21 protein-coding genes are annotated in these 15,256 nt (G+C 47.8%); 20 read left to right on the top strand and 1 reads right to left on the bottom strand.

Translation table 11 applies throughout. The features are described from left to right. Positions 1-25: 25 nt before the first annotated feature. From JRJ22_RS15220 to JRJ22_RS15145, 16 genes are all read left to right on the top strand, one after another. The gene (locus tag JRJ22_RS15220) at positions 26-772 is read left to right on the top strand and encodes a scaffolding protein (protein WP_232380855.1); all 747 of its coding nucleotides are present in this window, start codon (positions 26-28) and stop codon (positions 770-772) included. Between the two features lie 15 nt (positions 773-787). Beyond that, positions 788-1,165 (top strand): head decoration protein, encoded by a 378-nt coding sequence (locus tag JRJ22_RS15215; RefSeq protein WP_206100355.1) that lies wholly within the window; start codon positions 788-790, stop codon positions 1,163-1,165. A gap of 25 nt (positions 1,166-1,190) precedes the next feature. After that, positions 1,191-2,276 carry a major capsid protein gene (locus tag JRJ22_RS15210; RefSeq protein WP_206100354.1) on the top strand — a complete coding sequence of 362 codons (1,086 nt, stop codon included), beginning with the start codon at positions 1,191-1,193 and terminating at the stop codon, positions 2,274-2,276. Positions 2,277-2,330: 54 nt separating this feature from the next. Further along, positions 2,331-2,684 carry a DUF7210 family protein gene (locus JRJ22_RS15205; RefSeq protein ID WP_206100353.1) on the top strand — a complete coding sequence of 118 codons (354 nt, stop codon included), beginning with the start codon at positions 2,331-2,333 and terminating at the stop codon, positions 2,682-2,684. 9 nt (positions 2,685-2,693) lie between these two features. Next, positions 2,694-3,077 (top strand): hypothetical protein, encoded by a 384-nt coding sequence (locus JRJ22_RS15200; protein ID WP_206100352.1) that lies wholly within the window; start codon positions 2,694-2,696, stop codon positions 3,075-3,077. A 44-nt stretch (positions 3,078-3,121) separates the two neighbouring features. After that, positions 3,122-3,391, top strand: a complete 270-nt coding sequence (locus tag JRJ22_RS15195) for a hypothetical protein (RefSeq protein WP_232380854.1) — start codon at positions 3,122-3,124, stop codon at positions 3,389-3,391. Beyond that, positions 3,384-3,836 (top strand): HK97 gp10 family phage protein, encoded by a 453-nt coding sequence (locus JRJ22_RS15190; protein WP_206100350.1) that lies wholly within the window; start codon positions 3,384-3,386, stop codon positions 3,834-3,836. Before JRJ22_RS15195 ends, JRJ22_RS15190 begins: the two co-directional genes overlap by 8 nt. A 4-nt stretch (positions 3,837-3,840) precedes the next feature. Beyond that, positions 3,841-4,242 (top strand): minor capsid protein, encoded by a 402-nt coding sequence (locus tag JRJ22_RS15185; RefSeq protein ID WP_206100349.1) that lies wholly within the window; start codon positions 3,841-3,843, stop codon positions 4,240-4,242. Between the two features lie 3 nt (positions 4,243-4,245). Then, the gene (locus tag JRJ22_RS15180; protein WP_206100348.1) at positions 4,246-4,581 is read left to right on the top strand and encodes a hypothetical protein; all 336 of its coding nucleotides are present in this window, start codon (positions 4,246-4,248) and stop codon (positions 4,579-4,581) included. Positions 4,582-4,600: 19 nt separating this feature from the next. Then, entirely contained in the window at positions 4,601-5,152 is a 552-nt protein-coding gene (locus JRJ22_RS15175) for a hypothetical protein (RefSeq protein ID WP_206100347.1), read from the top strand. An 85-nt stretch (positions 5,153-5,237) separates the two neighbouring features. Next, on the top strand, positions 5,238-5,645 hold the full coding sequence (locus tag JRJ22_RS15170; RefSeq protein WP_206100346.1) for a hypothetical protein: 408 nt from the start codon (positions 5,238-5,240) through the stop codon (positions 5,643-5,645). A 35-nt stretch (positions 5,646-5,680) separates the two neighbouring features. After that, a complete protein-coding gene (locus JRJ22_RS15165) occupies positions 5,681-5,944 on the top strand; it encodes a hypothetical protein (RefSeq protein WP_206100345.1) in 264 nt (87 codons plus the stop codon). A 3-nt stretch (positions 5,945-5,947) separates the two neighbouring features. Next, complete coding sequence (locus JRJ22_RS15160; RefSeq protein WP_206100344.1) at positions 5,948-10,423, top strand: phage tail tape measure protein; 4,476 nt, start codon at positions 5,948-5,950, stop codon at positions 10,421-10,423. Further along, positions 10,420-11,214, top strand: a complete 795-nt coding sequence (locus tag JRJ22_RS15155) for a phage tail domain-containing protein (RefSeq protein WP_206100343.1) — start codon at positions 10,420-10,422, stop codon at positions 11,212-11,214. Before JRJ22_RS15160 ends, JRJ22_RS15155 begins: the two co-directional genes overlap by 4 nt. A 15-nt stretch (positions 11,215-11,229) precedes the next feature. After that, positions 11,230-12,987: a hypothetical protein gene (locus JRJ22_RS15150; RefSeq protein ID WP_206100342.1), complete on the top strand. Its 1,758-nt coding sequence runs from the start codon at positions 11,230-11,232 to the stop codon at positions 12,985-12,987. Between the two features lie 11 nt (positions 12,988-12,998). Then, positions 12,999-13,277, top strand: a complete 279-nt coding sequence (locus JRJ22_RS15145; RefSeq protein WP_206100341.1) for a hypothetical protein — start codon at positions 12,999-13,001, stop codon at positions 13,275-13,277. Positions 13,278-13,294: 17 nt separating this feature from the next. Here JRJ22_RS15145 and JRJ22_RS15140 read toward each other — a convergent pair whose 3' ends face one another. Continuing rightward, entirely contained in the window at positions 13,295-14,011 is a 717-nt protein-coding gene (locus JRJ22_RS15140) for a hypothetical protein (RefSeq protein ID WP_206100340.1), read from the bottom strand. A 42-nt stretch (positions 14,012-14,053) separates the two neighbouring features. On the opposite strand from JRJ22_RS15140, the gene JRJ22_RS15135 reads away from it, so the two are divergent. The 4 genes from JRJ22_RS15135 (at position 14,054) to JRJ22_RS15120 (ending at position 15,157) form a co-directional block, all read left to right on the top strand. Then, positions 14,054-14,221 carry a hypothetical protein gene (locus tag JRJ22_RS15135; RefSeq protein ID WP_206100339.1) on the top strand — a complete coding sequence of 56 codons (168 nt, stop codon included), beginning with the start codon at positions 14,054-14,056 and terminating at the stop codon, positions 14,219-14,221. Positions 14,222-14,310: 89 nt separating this feature from the next. Further along, complete coding sequence (locus JRJ22_RS15130; protein WP_206100338.1) at positions 14,311-14,478, top strand: hypothetical protein; 168 nt, start codon at positions 14,311-14,313, stop codon at positions 14,476-14,478. 38 nt (positions 14,479-14,516) lie between these two features. Continuing rightward, positions 14,517-14,807: a DUF2829 domain-containing protein gene (locus JRJ22_RS15125; RefSeq protein ID WP_206100337.1), complete on the top strand. Its 291-nt coding sequence runs from the start codon at positions 14,517-14,519 to the stop codon at positions 14,805-14,807. A gap of 197 nt (positions 14,808-15,004) precedes the next feature. After that, positions 15,005-15,157 (top strand): hypothetical protein, encoded by a 153-nt coding sequence (locus JRJ22_RS15120; RefSeq protein WP_206100336.1) that lies wholly within the window; start codon positions 15,005-15,007, stop codon positions 15,155-15,157. The last annotated feature ends 99 nt before the right edge of the window (positions 15,158-15,256 follow it).

The following is a 15,256-nucleotide window of genomic DNA, read 5'->3' as shown; positions in this document are numbered from 1 at the left end:
TCGCTCGAAAGAGCGGCCTTTTCTTTTGTCCAAACCGTGGCATGACGTTAAACTGCCTACCGAGGAAGCCTACCCGGGCATAAAACAGGAGGTCAATACCGTGAAAGAATATATCGCTAAAAAAGCATCACGTTTTCCTTTGGACTTGCAGTTCTTTGCAGAGGACCCGCCTGCTGATCCACCAGCAGACCCGCCCGCCGATCCGCCGGGCAAAACCTTTACGCAGGCTGAACTTGACGCGAAAGTTCAGTCCCGCCTTTCCCGTGCTGAGAAGGCTGCAAATCTGGCTCTTGCCAAAGACTTGGGCTATGACTCCGTTGAAGCCATGCAGGCTGCCCTGAAGCCGAAGGAGAAGGACAAAGACGGGAAACTTGATCCCGCAGAAGTCGACCGCCTGGTCGAGGACAAAATCAAGGCACGTGAGAAGGAGCAGAACGACAAAACCTTCAAGCGCTTGCTCAATGCCGAGGTGAAGGTACTGGCGAACGAAATCGGGTTTGCCGATTGGGAGGATGCTGCCGCGCTGTCTGACTTAACCGGTGTTAAGGAAAACGACAAGGGCGAGCTGGAGGGCGTTAAGGAAGCGCTGGAGGCACTAGCAAAGAAGAAGCCGCATCTGCTGAAGACCAAGCAGGGCAGCGGGAAATTCGGAGCTGACATTGGCGGCAATGGTGCGGAAACTTCCAAGAAAGATCGTCTCGAACGCATGAAGAAGTTGGCTCAAGGTGAGGGAACTACAAATCAAACGGGCAATGACCCGTGGAAACGATAAGGAGAGTGGAATCACATGAGATTACAGCCGAGAAACCGGTTTGAAGTCGATTCGGATTATGAAATCCTTGCATCTCTTGAAGTGGTGCGGGAAGTAAATAACGGCATTACCATTGATTCGGCAGCAATTACCGCTGACGGGAATGGTGACAAGATCATCAAAAAAGGTATGCCGATGGCGAAGCTGACAGCTTCCGGGAAGTTCGTTCCTTACAACTCTGCCGGTGCAGACGGCAGCCAAAACCCCACTGTTATCCTCAAGCGCACTGTCAACGTTAAGGACGGAGATCATGTCGTGGGCGGATACGAAATCGCTAAGGTTATCGCCGCACGTATCCCTGTCACAGTGGACGCTACGCTGCGCGGAAAAATGCCGCAAATTGTCTTTGTCTAAACCAAATTGAAAGGATGAATTGAACATGGATGAAGAATTATTGTTACTTGAAGAAGCGTTGTCTGGCGAGGAACTCCTTACTTATGCCAGTAACATCACCGTACCGAATGATTACTGGCAGAACGTGCTGTTTCCGCCGCAACAGACAGATGAGCTGACTGTCGAAGTCATTAAAGCATCATCCCGCCTGCCGGTTATGGCGCAGATCGCCGAGTTGGGTACCGAAACTCGTTACGGATCCAGGGAAGGCGTAAGTGGAATGCAAGTTGAGATTCCAAAAATTCAGCGCGGACGTTGGATGGATGAGAAACTGATTCGCCTTTTGTTGCAGGCCAACCAAGGCGGTGGGCTGAGACGTCAAGAAATTTCCCGCATCGTGCGTGAACAACTGAACGATGGCAAATATGCAGTTGATGCGATCCGCGCTCGGCGTGAGTGGATCGCAATGCAGGCGGTATCGGTTGGTGCTATTTCCTATGCGGAGGGCGACGTAAAGATCAGTGTGGATTATGGTTTCGTCAACGACCAAAAGCCTGTGCTCTCTGGAACAGATCGCTGGAGCGACACTGAAAACTCCCGCCCGCTCGAAGATATTCAAACATGGTTTAATTATCAGAAAGATCGCGGTGTGAGTTTGACCCGCGCCTTCACTACTCAGGCGATTGTCTCTTTGTTGCTGCAGAATAAGTCTGCTCGAATTGCATACCATGGCGATCCGTCGGGCAGCGCCAACCCGCCACAGTTGACTCAAGCTCAGCTGAATTCTGTAACTGATTCGTTACAGCTTCCGCGAATTGTTGCGTATGATACGCAGGCGCGGACAGAAAATGATGCACTTACGGATGGTAAGGTGGCGTTTTCGAATGTACGCATGGCGCCGCAGAACCGTTTCGTCATGCTGCCGGATGGTCCGCTGGGTAACTATCTATGGGCTGAGACTACAGAGTCTATGGTCGATGGTATTGAAGCGGAACTAACTGGGGATATGGGCATCTACGTGTTCCGTGATTTGGTCAGCAGACATCCTCTGCGGCTGCGTACAGTCGGTGTGAACTTGGCCTTCCCTGTATTCCCTTATGCAGATAGTGTAATGTCGGCAACCGTTATCTAAGGAGCTCCTTCCGGGGCTCCTTTTCTTTTAACCAGAACAGAAAGGGTGAATGAAGTGGATATCAAACTGAAGGGCGTCGTAAAGAACGGTGGTAAGTGGAAGAAGCCAGGGGATATTATCCGTAAAGTGGATGATGAGATCGCCGAAGATCTGATTGCTCAAGGATATGCCGAGGAAATCGAAGCTTTACCGGATGATGATGCTGCAGAGCTGCAGGAGCTGCGCGAACGGGCCAAACTGCTCGGCGTGTCCAATGCAGGCCGTCTCGGGAAGGAAAAGCTGCTGGAGGGTATCTCAGAGAAGCATTCCGATCTGCAGATGAAGGCAGCGGAGCTTGGAATTGAGGGCACCGAAGACAAATCAGTCGAGGACCTGATTTCTGCGATCGCTGAAGCTGAAAAGAAGTAGGTGATGGCCATGTTTTCACCCGAAGAGGTCGGCGCATGGATCGCAGTCAACGTGCTTGACTCTGAGGCTTGGGACAAAGCCAAGAAGCCGGCAGTTGCCGTCACGCAGGCAGAGCGGAACCTTACTCGCTGGTATCCTTCGATTGTGCTGACAGTGCCGGTGGTGGGGATGCAAGCCATTTGGGAACTGCAGGGCATCGATCCGGCGCTGAAATATCAAAAGCACAATGTCAAAACGGTAACCGACAACGGGGAGTCCGTCAGCTATAAAGACGGAGCCCGGCCTGCTGTTGCCCCTGACGTCCGTGACATGCTTGGCCCTACTGCTGATGAACTGGCGGATGAAGAGGCTGCAGCAGACCTACAGGAACAGTATGGCGGGTACTTGTTATGAGTCTCTTCGGATACCCGGCGACGGTGACACATTATCACCCCGGCGTGGATGAATGGGGGCGGCCTATCCCGGCCGATCCCGTCGTTAAGGATGCCAAGGTGGTCGAGGAGCAGAAGCTCGTTAAGAACGCCAGAGGAGAGGACATTCAGGTCGCTTACACCGTTTACTTGGAGGGTGTCAACGCTGTCGGCATGGATGACTGGCTTATGTACACCAATGCTCTCGACATCGAAATTCGGATTGAAGTGAAGCATTACGAGATCCGGAAGTACCTCGGCACCGATGATGTGAAGGAAGTGGTGCTCTATGGCTAATACAGGCGGATTCTCCTTAGACTTGACCGGGCTGGAGACGGTCATTGCCCGGCTGGATCAGTTGGAAGATGATCTCGACCGCCGGCTGGACGAGACACTTACCAAGATTGCTTTAAAAATCATTCATGACGCACGGCGATTGGCTCCATTGGATGAAGGAGATTTAGAGGCGGCGTTGGAGATTGATAAGGTCAAGCATCTCATCGGGCTGGCATACATTGATTTCGGGACTACACCTGATGTCAATGCTTATGCTGTTATCCAGCATGAGGGCTTCAACAAGACACCGTCCGGTGCCATTGTGCAGCTGCAGCCCGGTGAGAAGACCCTTAGCAAAGGTAATTACAACGGATACTCCCCAGGGAAGAAGTTTCTGGAGAATGCAATTAAGATGAATGAGAAATGGATTATGGAGGAGCTGTCCGGGATCCTGAAAGGATGGTGATGCCGTGCTTGCATCTGAATTGATTGCTTACCTGACCGCTACCGGATACACCGTCTATCCGGATGCCAATTATATTCCGGCCGATATGCCCGAAACCAAGCTGCCTTGTCTGTTTGTAATGGATTCTGGAGGCCGCCCACCACATGACTACGTTCCGACGGAGCGGCCCTCCTACCAGATCATCGTCAAGGGCAAGTCTTACAAGACTCTGCCCGCGAACATGGCTGCAACTGAGGCGTTGGCCAAGACCTTGGGGAAGCTGCTGCACCGCAAATCGAACTATATGATTGGCAGCACCCATGTCTTTTCCAGCACCGAAGCTATGCCGCCGATTTATTTAGGACAAGACACCTATAATCATCCCATGTATTCAACCAATTTTGAGTTTTACACGAAGGAGGAGTAAATCGTGGCAAGAGCAACCATAACGAGATCAACCGCTAGCTTAGCGAGTGTGGAGTTGGCTACTCAAGCGGCAAATTCGGCCGATGATATGCAATTTCAAAATAACGGGAGCCAACTGCTTTATGTTGATAATGGATCTGGCAGTGCGGTTAACGTGACAATTCCGATGGCCGCCGACAAATATGGTCGTACCGGACAGAAGGTTATTGCTGTGCCGGCGGGCGAACAACGATTCATCGGACCGTTTGATCCTGAATTGTACAATCAAGCTGGTTATGTCCTTGTCGATTTTTCAGTAAGTGCTGATATTTTGGTGGGTGTTCTCAGCCTGCAATCATAATATAAGGAGTGAATAGAATATGAGTGATGTAAATAAGATCTATGCGGGTCCCGGAATTTTCATCTGGGGCGTTGATGAGAATGGTGTCGAGGAGCCCGATGCAATTACAATCGACTTGACGCAAGGAGGGATTAACTTCACCACGACGACAACTTACTACGAACCGACTACGGATCAGACAGGTACGGCTCCGGTTGATTCCATCGTTACAGGCACTACCGGTGCTGTTACCTTTGAAACTCCTGACACTGACTTTGAGAAGGTAGTCAGTTTTAATCCCAATGCCACAAAGGTTGTTGATGGAGTTGATGCGACAAAGGTCAAATACCAAGTGACAGGTTTGGCTGGTAAGAAGCTGCCGAAAAAGCGCTCCGTGATTAAGCCTTTGGGCGTAACAGATCCGAGCAGATTCATTTACCTAGAATCCACAGCAATTAAATTTGACGTGAACGCAGCATTTGTTTTGGATAACAACCTGCGCTTCCCGATCTCAGCAACAGCATATCCGGACCTTAATGCAACACCGAGGGGTCTGCTTTATACCTGGGGAGACATCACAGCCACAGCGTAACAAATAAATGAATAGAACCATTCAGGGAGAGGGCATTTTGCCTTCTCCCTTTTTTCGTATTCCAAAGTATGAGAGGGGAAGTTACATGTTTCCACTTACCAAAAAAGAGAAGTTAAAGCTCGGCAACAGGACGGTATCTGTTCCGAAGCTGACGCGTAATCGCTTGAAGAGACTGACGGATCACATCGGCACGATCGGGGATCTACTCGTTAAAGTATTTCTTGTTCCGGCGGTTGACCGGTCTGTAATGATTGTTGCCGGCGCGGAAGTTATGATCGACGAGATTTACGAGCTAACCTCACTGCTCAGCGACATCGACATAGATGAACTCAGCGAGCAGGCAAGTCTGGCTGAGTGTACCGAGTACCTGAATTTAACCTGGTCCAAGAACGACATGAATGCAGCACTAAAAAACTTGAGCGGCCTGATTCCACCGATGGCACAGCAGTTCGTGACCAGCATCGCGCAGCGGATGGGTCAGGCCGTGGATTAACCCATGATGAATTCGTGCTCCGGTGCTGTGTGGCGTTGGGGAAGACCCAGCATGAGGTGGAGAACGAATACTACTTCGTCGACCTTCCCGAGCTCCTGCTGCTGGAGGAGCGGAGGCATGCAACCGAAATGATCGAGCAATTGGAAGCTGAATCTTATCCGCACATCATGGACAAGGAGGTTCGAACGGATATTCTGCAGCGGTATGTCCGTCGACTTCCTAAGGCACCGGTACCGAAGCAGTTGACAGCAGAAGAACAATACCAGGCACAACTCGCACGCATGAAGGGAGGGGGATGACAGGTGGCAGGGAATCTTGGAGAATTGAAAGCCCGGCTTACAGCTGATGCCAACGGGATAAAACGAGAAATCAAGAATGTGAAAAAAGATTTCACCGACATGGGCACGCAGGCAAAGCAAACGGCCGAAGATATGCAGAAGCTAAATAAGGCCCTGGCCGATGCCGGATTAAGTGCAGAGCAAATCAGCAACATCAATCAAGCAATGGCTCAAGCGACGAAGAGTACGAATATTGCATCTGATGCTGCAAAAAAAATGGGCAATCATGCTCATGAGGCGACAGGCAGCTTTATGAAGTTGAATATGGCATTGCAGGATGTCGGCGCCAACTCTAAAAGCATTGAGGCAATTAATGAATCTATTCGAAGGGCGAATCCCGAAATCCTCGAACAGCAACTCTCAAGCGTGCGCACAGAGCTTGAAAATCTTGGCGTAAGCGGATCAGCGATAGATGACATTATTGAACGTATGCGCGAGTTGACCGATGCTACAAGCGGAGTCGAAGTCGAGCTCGAATCAATGGGTGCCGCCTATGCTGCCATGGCAATCGCAGTTGGTGCGACTATTGGTAAGTCTATACAAACCGCAGCAGAATTTGAACAGGCCATGCAGAACGTTAAGGCCATAACAGAAGCCGTCGGTGAGGATTTCGAAGCCTTAAGGTTAAATGCGATTAAGCTTGGGGCACAGACGGTATTTTCTGCTTCCCAGGCTGCGGATGCGATGGCAGAACTTGGACAGGCAGGTTTTGACACGAAAGAGATCATTGCTGCAATGCCTGGCGTGCTTGCGCTGGCAGCGGCAGGCAACGTTGACCTCGCAACAACGGCAGACATCGCATCATCCATTTTGCGAGGTTTTGGAATCGCAGCTACGGAAACTTCCCGAGTAGTCGACGTTCTTGCAAAATCCAGCATTGACACTAACGCTGACGTGCAAGATCTCGGCCTATCCATGAAGTATGTGGCTCCAGTAGCTGCTGCCATGGGATTATCAATCGAGGAAGCAACAGCGGCAATAGGGGAATTGAGTAATGCAGGAATGAAGGGTGAGACTGCGGGTACGTCACTTCGGGCTATCCTGCTCGCACTCGCTTCTCCGTCAAAGGAAGCGGCATTTTACATGCAGCGCTTAGGTGTCAGCATTAAGGATAGCGCGGGTAATATCGTACCGTTGTCAAATCTGATTGGACAGTTTACCACAGTATGGAGCCGTTTAACCGAAGCGCAGCAAGCTGATGTAGCAGCAACGCTGGTGGGTCGTGAGGCCGCGAGCGGATTTATTACGCTAATTCAGCAAGGGCAGGGGACACTCGATAATTATACGGAGTCCCTAAAAAATGCAGGAGGCACAGCTGAACGTGTAGCTGGTACGCAAATGGATACGCTGAAAGGCGCTGCAGACAACATGAGCAGTGCTTTTGAATCCGCAGGCATTGTTATTGGGGATATGTTTTTGCCAGCGGTTCGTGAGGCAGTCGAGGGAGTTACGACGCTGCTAAACGGATTCACGGAGCTCGACAAGCCGACGCAGGCTGCTATTCTCACATTCACAGCGTTGCCTCCGCTCTTGCTTGGTGCCGCGACTACCGCATTCGCGCTCAAAAAAGCCATCGATGCAGTAAAAGCATCGATTGATGCAGCAGTCTTGGCAGGTCGAATAGCTCAGTCAACGATACCAATTCTTGGGGCGATAGCATTGGCAATTGGAGCAGTTGCGGCAGGAGCTTCATTTCTAATCAGCAAGTATAAAGAGAGCAAGGAAGCAACCAAAAATTTCGAGGAAGCACAGAAGGCACTTAATGACACATTGAACGATTCGCCGGTAAAAAGAACCGCCGATGAGTTAACGGATCTTCGTACGAAAACGGAGGAGTTAACGAAGACACTCCATGAACGTGCGCTGTTACAGGAGCGTTTAAATAAGTTCCAGGCTGCATGGGATAAGAGTGAAGGTACTCCACAAATGATGTCCGAAGCAATGGATATCAATGAACAACTAGAGAAGATTGACAAGAAGTTGCGAAGTATGGGTTTTGATGGTGTCGAGGTCGCAACTGCTAAGCTTGAGGAAATGAATAAGGCGGTCAGACAATCGATCAGCGCACTCTTTGACGAGCAGAAGGCAGAAGTGGCAGATCTGGCTGCTAAGAATCAGAAGGTGAAGTCCATGGAGACTGCACTTGCCTCATACAAAAAGCTCTCGTCTTCCCAGAAACTCAACCGGGAACAGCTGCAGGAAATGGTCGATGTAACTAATATACTGAAGCGGGAGTATCCCGGTCTTAATGCAATGCAGGAAGAAGATGGTAGGATCCGTATCCTAAATGTAGGTTTTATCGAAGATCAAATATCTGCAGATAAGACCATGACCGCAAATGCAGCCGCCAACGCTCAAACTCGAATTGATAACCTGGCTGCAGAAGCTGATGCGCAAAGGACTTCCGTGGAAGCTCAGATCAAGAATTATAGTAGGCTGCTGGATGCGATGGCCGCAGTTAACGGAGCTAAAGCTTCTACCTTTGCTGATTCGGTCAAACAAGGCCAGGCGCGTATGAGTGGTAAAACTCCAAGTGTAATAGACATTGTGACAAACACTGCACAGGCTCAGGCAGAAAGCGAACTCAACAAATTAACTACTGAGCAAAGGGCTATTGCTGAGAAACAGAAGGAGATTGAAAAAGCAGCGGCTTCATTATCTTCGGGAGACTTCACCCTTGGTGCAAATAAAGGCGACCCGATTGATCTGACAGATCCAACCAAAACAAAAAAAGAGAAAGAAGGGAAAACAGCCGCTGAATTGGCTGCCGAAGCCCGGAAAGCTGCGTATGAAGCGGATTTGAAAACAATTCAGTTCCAGGCGGACTATTACGACCTCACAGCTGATAAGCAGATGGAAAAATACGAGGCTCTTCGAAAAAAACACGCTAAGTTCCTGAGTGAGTCAGTGGATGATGCCCGTACGCTGCAATTACAGCTCAAGCGGCTGGGAGAGGATTCGGTCAAGTCACGGTATGATTTCAGCGCTACCTGGATCGATGCTGAGTCTAAACGGATGGAAGACAACGGGAAGTCAGAACTGCAGATTGCGCAGATGAAGCTGGATTCCTGGACCCGCCTGCGAGATCGATATCAGAAGGACTCCGAGCAGTATAAGGCCGCAGACGATCAGGTTCGTCAATCACGCAAGGATGTTGCAACTGAGACAGAGAATGAGATTAGTGAACTATACGACAAGCGCACTAAGCTTATCGATAAGGAAGTCCGCCGGCTAGAGGAGTCTGGTGCAGCCGAAGCGGACATCGCTGCTTATAAAGTTAAGGCTTGGACTGGGCTGCGAAATCAATACGCCGTTGATACGAAATACTATGAGCAGGCTGACCAGGAGCTCTATCAGTCCCGGAAGGACCTGACGGACAAAACTCTGGATATGACCAAGGAGCTTGTCGATGCTGAGAAGGATCGCATTGAGGAAGCGCAGAAAGCAGAGTTGGCTGCCATTGAGGTCCGCAAGGATGCTTATGTATCCGCACAGGATGCGAAGATCAAGGCGATTGACGTTCTTCTAGCGAAGGAAGCTGAAGCGAATGAGGACCTGGATTACGAGGAAGAACTCGCCAAGAAGAACGCCCGCATTGATCTGCTTTCCTCTGCTGTAGGTAATTCAGGCCGGGAAGAGCGGAAGAAATTGATCGAGGAGCGCGACAAATTCGTTCTTGATCATGAGCGGGAGCTTCGGAAGCGGGAACTCACTTCGCAGAAGGATGCCCTTCAGAATGAAAAGGATACTAAACTTCAGGCATTTGAGGATGAGAAGGACGCCACCGAAGCCCATTATGATGATTTGAAGGAGGCCTTCGATAGCTATTCGGACGATATTAAGGTTATCGAAGCGGGTATCGCCGATTTCAGGGTATCATCCGCCGGCACTGCCAACACTCAGATTCTTACTGAGCTAGACGCCTTTATTGTACAGTACCAGTCGAAGATGTCCGCTATCAGCGCTGCCAAGGAAGCAGCCAAGAAGGATGCGGATCTCGCCGAGTACAATGCCAACAAGGACGCTTACGCCACAGCTGCTGCCGCGGGCAACCGTGCGGAGATGCAGCGGCTGGCCGCCCGAAATCAGGCGCTTCGCGATCTGTACGGGATTGACAAGGACACTGGACAGAAGTTGCAGAGCTTTGATGTCGGCGGCATTATCCCTGGTCCTGCTGGGATGCCTGTTCCAATCATAGCTCATGGCGAGGAAGCGATCTTCAATACTACTCAGCTGAACGGCTTGTTCCGTATTTTGGACAATCCAAACCTGCTCGGAGGGGCTGCCGCCGTTGCAAAGTCCGAGACCAAGGTAGAGAATCACATCGATATGTCCGTAAATGGAATCACCTTAGAAGACCGGGCAGACACAGAAATTCTGTATACTGAGCGCGAGAAGTCAGCCCGCAGGCTACAGACGATGGGAGTGAAATCCGGATGAATGACGTGTCTGTAAATGGGGTGTGGCTATCGACGCTGGATATTCTGCTAGTGAGCCGGGAAATTCCGGCATTACCGGATACAGAGGAGAACACGGTCAAGATCGCCGGCAGGGACGGCGTCAAGAACTTTGGCAGCACCTACGCGGCCCGGACAATCGGCCTGGGTTTATTTATCATGGGTGATGATTACGACGGCACTGTGGCGAAGCTGGCAGCTTTGTTCAACATCCGACGAGGACCCTTGGTTATTATCTTTGACGACAGGCCGGATAAGCGGTACATCGCAGAATATCGCGGGTCTATGTCATTCGATACTTCGACAGGCAACCGGTTGATCAGTGTACCCTTAAAGATGGATGATCCATGGGTGGAGTCGGTGCAGAACACGGAGCAGCATGAATACGGAGCTGGCCTTTCCTTCGGGGAAGGCTATTTTTATATCTCGGATTCCTCTTTCCCGATTATTGCGAGCGGCCAGACCGTCACAGTCGACAATATTGGTTCTGAAACGGCTTACCCGTTGATCCGTATCACCGGTTCGTTCACAGACCTGTCGATCAGTGACAGTACCCATAGCTTCACGTTCTCTGGCAGCATCGGTGCGAATGATGTTCTGGAAATTGATTGTGATCCAGACAAATGTACAGTGCGCTTGAATGGAGCAAATGCTTATTCCCGTAGTAATGGGGTATTCTTTGAGCTTCCGCCTGGCGCAACGACCTTCACGATCAACGCCACATCTCCGTCATTTACGCTGGAGATTATTTATCGATATAAATATCTATTTTAGAGAGGAGAGAAAGAGATGGCTTTTGCACGGAGAGTTATAACAAAGACGCTGGATCTGTTGAATCTTCAGCGGCATAATGACAACTTTGCAGATATCGAAACGGATCTGACTGAGCATCGCGGCCGGATCAGTACAGCGGAAACCAATATTAATACGCTGGACGGTCGTGTTGATAATATTGTAGCGAGTAGCGGCGAAAGTAACCTGGAGATCGTTGATGCACGCGAGGATTATACAACGCTGCGGGAACGGCTGGACACGGAGCATGGCGCGGTTAGTGCGCAGTTGGCGGATATAGTGACGCTTAAGCCCAGCGGTGGCGATGACGCAGCACTTGTGCAAATACTCCTTAATCTAGGCCGTAAGGTAGCACTTGCGAAAGATGCAGGATCGTTTCATTTTAATTCGATCATTACCGTTCCCAGTAATGCCTACCTTGACGGCCAAAATGCAGAGATTATTACAAATACAAGTAGAGTATTTTACTTCGCATCCGGTACGCAAAAACCAACAATTATCAATATTACGCTTAATAACGTCAGAAGCGGTACGACACATGTATTTTACATCGACGGCGAAAATACGAGCTACGCCACATCTATTAAAGATGTCTTTATTGAAAATATTGTAGCCAACAACTATACGTGGTTCGCCTATTGCAAATGCCTACGCAAATCTACGTTTAACCAAATCAATTCATATGCCGCAAATGGGATTTATTATACTGACAAATCTGCAGAAGTTAATATAACAAACTCTTACTTTGTAAATGATGAAGCACAGTCACGGACAGGCACTAAGGGACTGTATGCAATCGCAAATGGGACACACTATCCGGAGGGCCTTGTGCTCAGTAATACGCTGTTCTACCATTTCGAGCGCAATTACCAGATCAATGATCTATTCATAGGTATGTTCAGTAATGTTTATTTCGACTGCGGAGGCGTGGGGTGCTTGCCTCTCTTGGTTGATCGAAATGAAAAAATTGACGGTCTCAAATTTAATAACGTATGGATATATACGTTGGGAATGGAGTTTGGGCATATCGGACCTACGTCTCCACAATCATACCGATCAAGCTTTAATGGCATTCATTTTCAGCTGCAAAAAGCCGGAACAACTATCATGATGCACCCTTGGGTACAAGATATCGTCATGAGTGACCTCCACTTTGATAGCGACATAACGGGCACTCACATCGGCATCGTACTTGAGAATCAGAACAGTTACGTGAATATCAACAATGCTAATTTCCGCTATTATGAAAGCTACGTGCAGTGCAAAGGCTTAGCCCACGATGTCTCGCTTAGTAATGTACCGAATGCCGACAACTTAGCGTATCCGTTTTACTTTGAATATGCGGTGAACGGGAATTTAACAAATAATTCTCAAGAGCACCAATGGTCACCTATCTCTCAATCATCTATCATCGCAGCTGGAACGACGATCAAGCAGTTATCAGCGATATGGTTAGGAAGAGGCAGGTATATGCTAAGAACGAGCCTTAACACAGTTGCTTTAACGGCTGGAGGGACATGTCGCCTTGAGATCAATACAACGGGTGTGACTACGCCGGGGGTTGCGGTGAGTGCTGGAGGGTCTGGCTACGATAGTAGATATTTTGATGTCGATGTTTCTGAAAAGAATATCCGGTTTTCGAATGTTTTCGAGGTTACAAGTGAAGGGCAATTCAATTTGATTTTAAAGTCGGAAGATACACCGGCCGGCACGGTAAATGGGTATCACAGCATCGTAGAAATAATAAAATTGTAGGAGGATGCCGAATGGCGCTGAAAATGAACATATCAAGAACCGTCCAAGGTGAGGTAGTTACTTTCGAAAACTGTTATGTAAAAATAACGAACTCAGTTATCGAAGCAACTACCCCCACAAAAACTCAAAAGATTAGTGTTACGGCTTACGATGAGACTCAGATAATTGTTATAGATCGTGACATGGTTATGTTTGAGCCTGACTTGTCAGACAATTCTGACAACAATCTGAAGCAGGGATACGAGCATTTGAAGATTCTTGACAAGTACATTCAGGCTGTGGATTGTTAATTTGAATGGAATGATTGCTATTTATTCAATAACATATTGATCTCATTCACTACTGAGTTTGCCCCTATGTATATTGATGTTAGAGCTGGAAGAACCGGAGTATTAAGAGATTTAAAAATAAAATCCACTCTAACTGTTGCATCAAGAAAACGTATATGAGGATGATTATTAAACGTTCTGAGATTGACTTCATTACCATCAATTTTCATATCAGCGCTGAATCCCTGGAATGTCACATTGGTGAATGTATTTCCATTTGCATCGATCATATTGTGAATTGTTGATGTAGAAGATATTCTTTGCTTTTCCAGTTCTCGGTGTTTATTATTGTTCACTAATTTATTAAATAAAGGTAACCAATACTCACCTGGATGATTATAGGGTTGGCACTTCTCAAAAACATCAATTATATCCGGATTGTTTGTTCGCAAATCTGGAAATACCTTATCAATTTTTCTGGTAAACTCAGTTTCCTTGTGAAGTGGGAAATTAACAGCCCTTTTGGCAGATTCTATTTTTGCTGGATCGGTTATTGTCATCAAACAATATTTATTGAAAACTTCAAATGCTATGTAGTCTAATGCTGATTCAATGTTATTCAAAAAGTTCCTTACATCATTTAATAGTGAACGGGGGATATCTTCGGCTCGAATTAGTTTTTGATAAGAATTTTGTACCCTGTGAAGTATATCACGAGCATCATTCATCATAAATATATGTTCTGGTGTAGTCATAGAAATCATCTCCTTTACTTTAATAATAAGGGACTGAAGACAATGAATAAAGAAGATTTGGAAAAGATTTTCTTTGAACTCTTAGAAGATTTTGAATTTTCGGAAGGCATAGTAATTCACGATAGAGGTTGTTTTGAGGATAATATCTTGCTGCAGGTAAAGATTGATAACTACAAACTACGGTTTAAATCCATTCTTGATTCAGAGTAGGACCCTACTGCGTACTAGTGTGTATTGATGTGTATTGATCTTTACTGGTGGATATTGGACAATACTCCTATACATTAGGAGGTGGGGTATTGGCTACGTCCAGACACAACATCACACTAGATCCAGAAGTTTACGAAGAGTTTTGTAGATATGCTGGAAAGAAAGGTATTAAGATTTCAACCTGGGTTAACCAACAAATGAAAGAGTTCATTGAAGAAGAGAAGATGATTGAGGAGTTCCGGAAGAAGCGCTCATAATGGGTGCTTCTTTTATTTTATTTTAGGAGGAGTAATCCATGAATTTTGGTCAAGCAATAGAAGCATTGAAGGCAGGCAAGAAAGTCGCTAGGGCGGGGTGGAACGGTAAGGGGATGTTTGTTTATATGGTCCATGGAACATTGGTTGACAAGGACCGTTTGCGCAATGAGGCGTACACACATCTGAAGGATTGCGATTCATGCGGAGATCATACCGGAGTAGTAACGATCAACTCGCATATCGATATGAAGGCGGCTGACGGTTCGATTGTAGTCGGATGGCTTGCGTCACAAACCGACATGCTGGCTGAGGATTGGGTAAACGTCTAATTTTAATGCGCAGTAGTAATTATTCACCCTTATAAGTGCCAATAAATGCTGATATATCAACGTTTATGGATATGTCAGGGAGACGGACCATACTGTTCAATAGCCAAACTGAATAAACGTTGTGAAAAGAGCTCCGTAATAAGTTAATCGGCAGCTCTTTTTATGTTCTAAACGACCCATAAAAAGGAGCGATTTACATGAACGATCAAGAAATCGAAAGAGAGATTGAATCAGCTAGAAGCGAGGATGGGACTTATCCCGTTGAGTGGGTAGTGAAGATGAATAATGCAGGAGTCTGGTTCTCCTTTATGGCCGATGGCGTAAGATGGAAAAGAGAACCTTTCATTTAGTAGAATGAAGCCGCTATTCTGAGTAGCGGCTTCGCCAGTTTAAAAAGTATCTAATCCACGGAACCCGCCATCGACGGATCGTACACGCATGTTTTCTTT

This window comes from Paenibacillus tianjinensis (assembly GCF_017086365.1).
GTDB lineage: Bacteria > Bacillota > Bacilli > Paenibacillales > Paenibacillaceae > Paenibacillus_AQ > Paenibacillus_AQ tianjinensis.
Note: the sequence above shows the minus strand (reverse complement) of the source record. Positions and strands in the feature narration are given on the sequence as shown.

Coding starts and splice junctions, on each gene's coding strand:
- JRJ22_RS15155 (WP_206100343.1), top strand. CDS start 10,420: ATGAATGACGTGTCTGTAAATGGGGTGTGGCTATCGACGCTGGATATT.
- JRJ22_RS15140 (WP_206100340.1), bottom strand. CDS start 14,011: ATGACTACACCAGAACATATATTTATGATGAATGATGCTCGTGATATA.
- JRJ22_RS15170 (WP_206100346.1), top strand. CDS start 5,238: ATGTTTCCACTTACCAAAAAAGAGAAGTTAAAGCTCGGCAACAGGACG.
- JRJ22_RS15200 (WP_206100352.1), top strand. CDS start 2,694: ATGTTTTCACCCGAAGAGGTCGGCGCATGGATCGCAGTCAACGTGCTT.
- JRJ22_RS15215 (WP_206100355.1), top strand. CDS start 788: ATGAGATTACAGCCGAGAAACCGGTTTGAAGTCGATTCGGATTATGAA.
- JRJ22_RS15190 (WP_206100350.1), top strand. CDS start 3,384: ATGGCTAATACAGGCGGATTCTCCTTAGACTTGACCGGGCTGGAGACG.
- JRJ22_RS15145 (WP_206100341.1), top strand. CDS start 12,999: ATGGCGCTGAAAATGAACATATCAAGAACCGTCCAAGGTGAGGTAGTT.
- JRJ22_RS15210 (WP_206100354.1), top strand. CDS start 1,191: ATGGATGAAGAATTATTGTTACTTGAAGAAGCGTTGTCTGGCGAGGAA.
- JRJ22_RS15175 (WP_206100347.1), top strand. CDS start 4,601: ATGAGTGATGTAAATAAGATCTATGCGGGTCCCGGAATTTTCATCTGG.
- JRJ22_RS15125 (WP_206100337.1), top strand. CDS start 14,517: ATGAATTTTGGTCAAGCAATAGAAGCATTGAAGGCAGGCAAGAAAGTC.
- JRJ22_RS15120 (WP_206100336.1), top strand. CDS start 15,005: ATGAACGATCAAGAAATCGAAAGAGAGATTGAATCAGCTAGAAGCGAG.
- JRJ22_RS15150 (WP_206100342.1), top strand. CDS start 11,230: ATGGCTTTTGCACGGAGAGTTATAACAAAGACGCTGGATCTGTTGAAT.
- JRJ22_RS15135 (WP_206100339.1), top strand. CDS start 14,054: ATGAATAAAGAAGATTTGGAAAAGATTTTCTTTGAACTCTTAGAAGAT.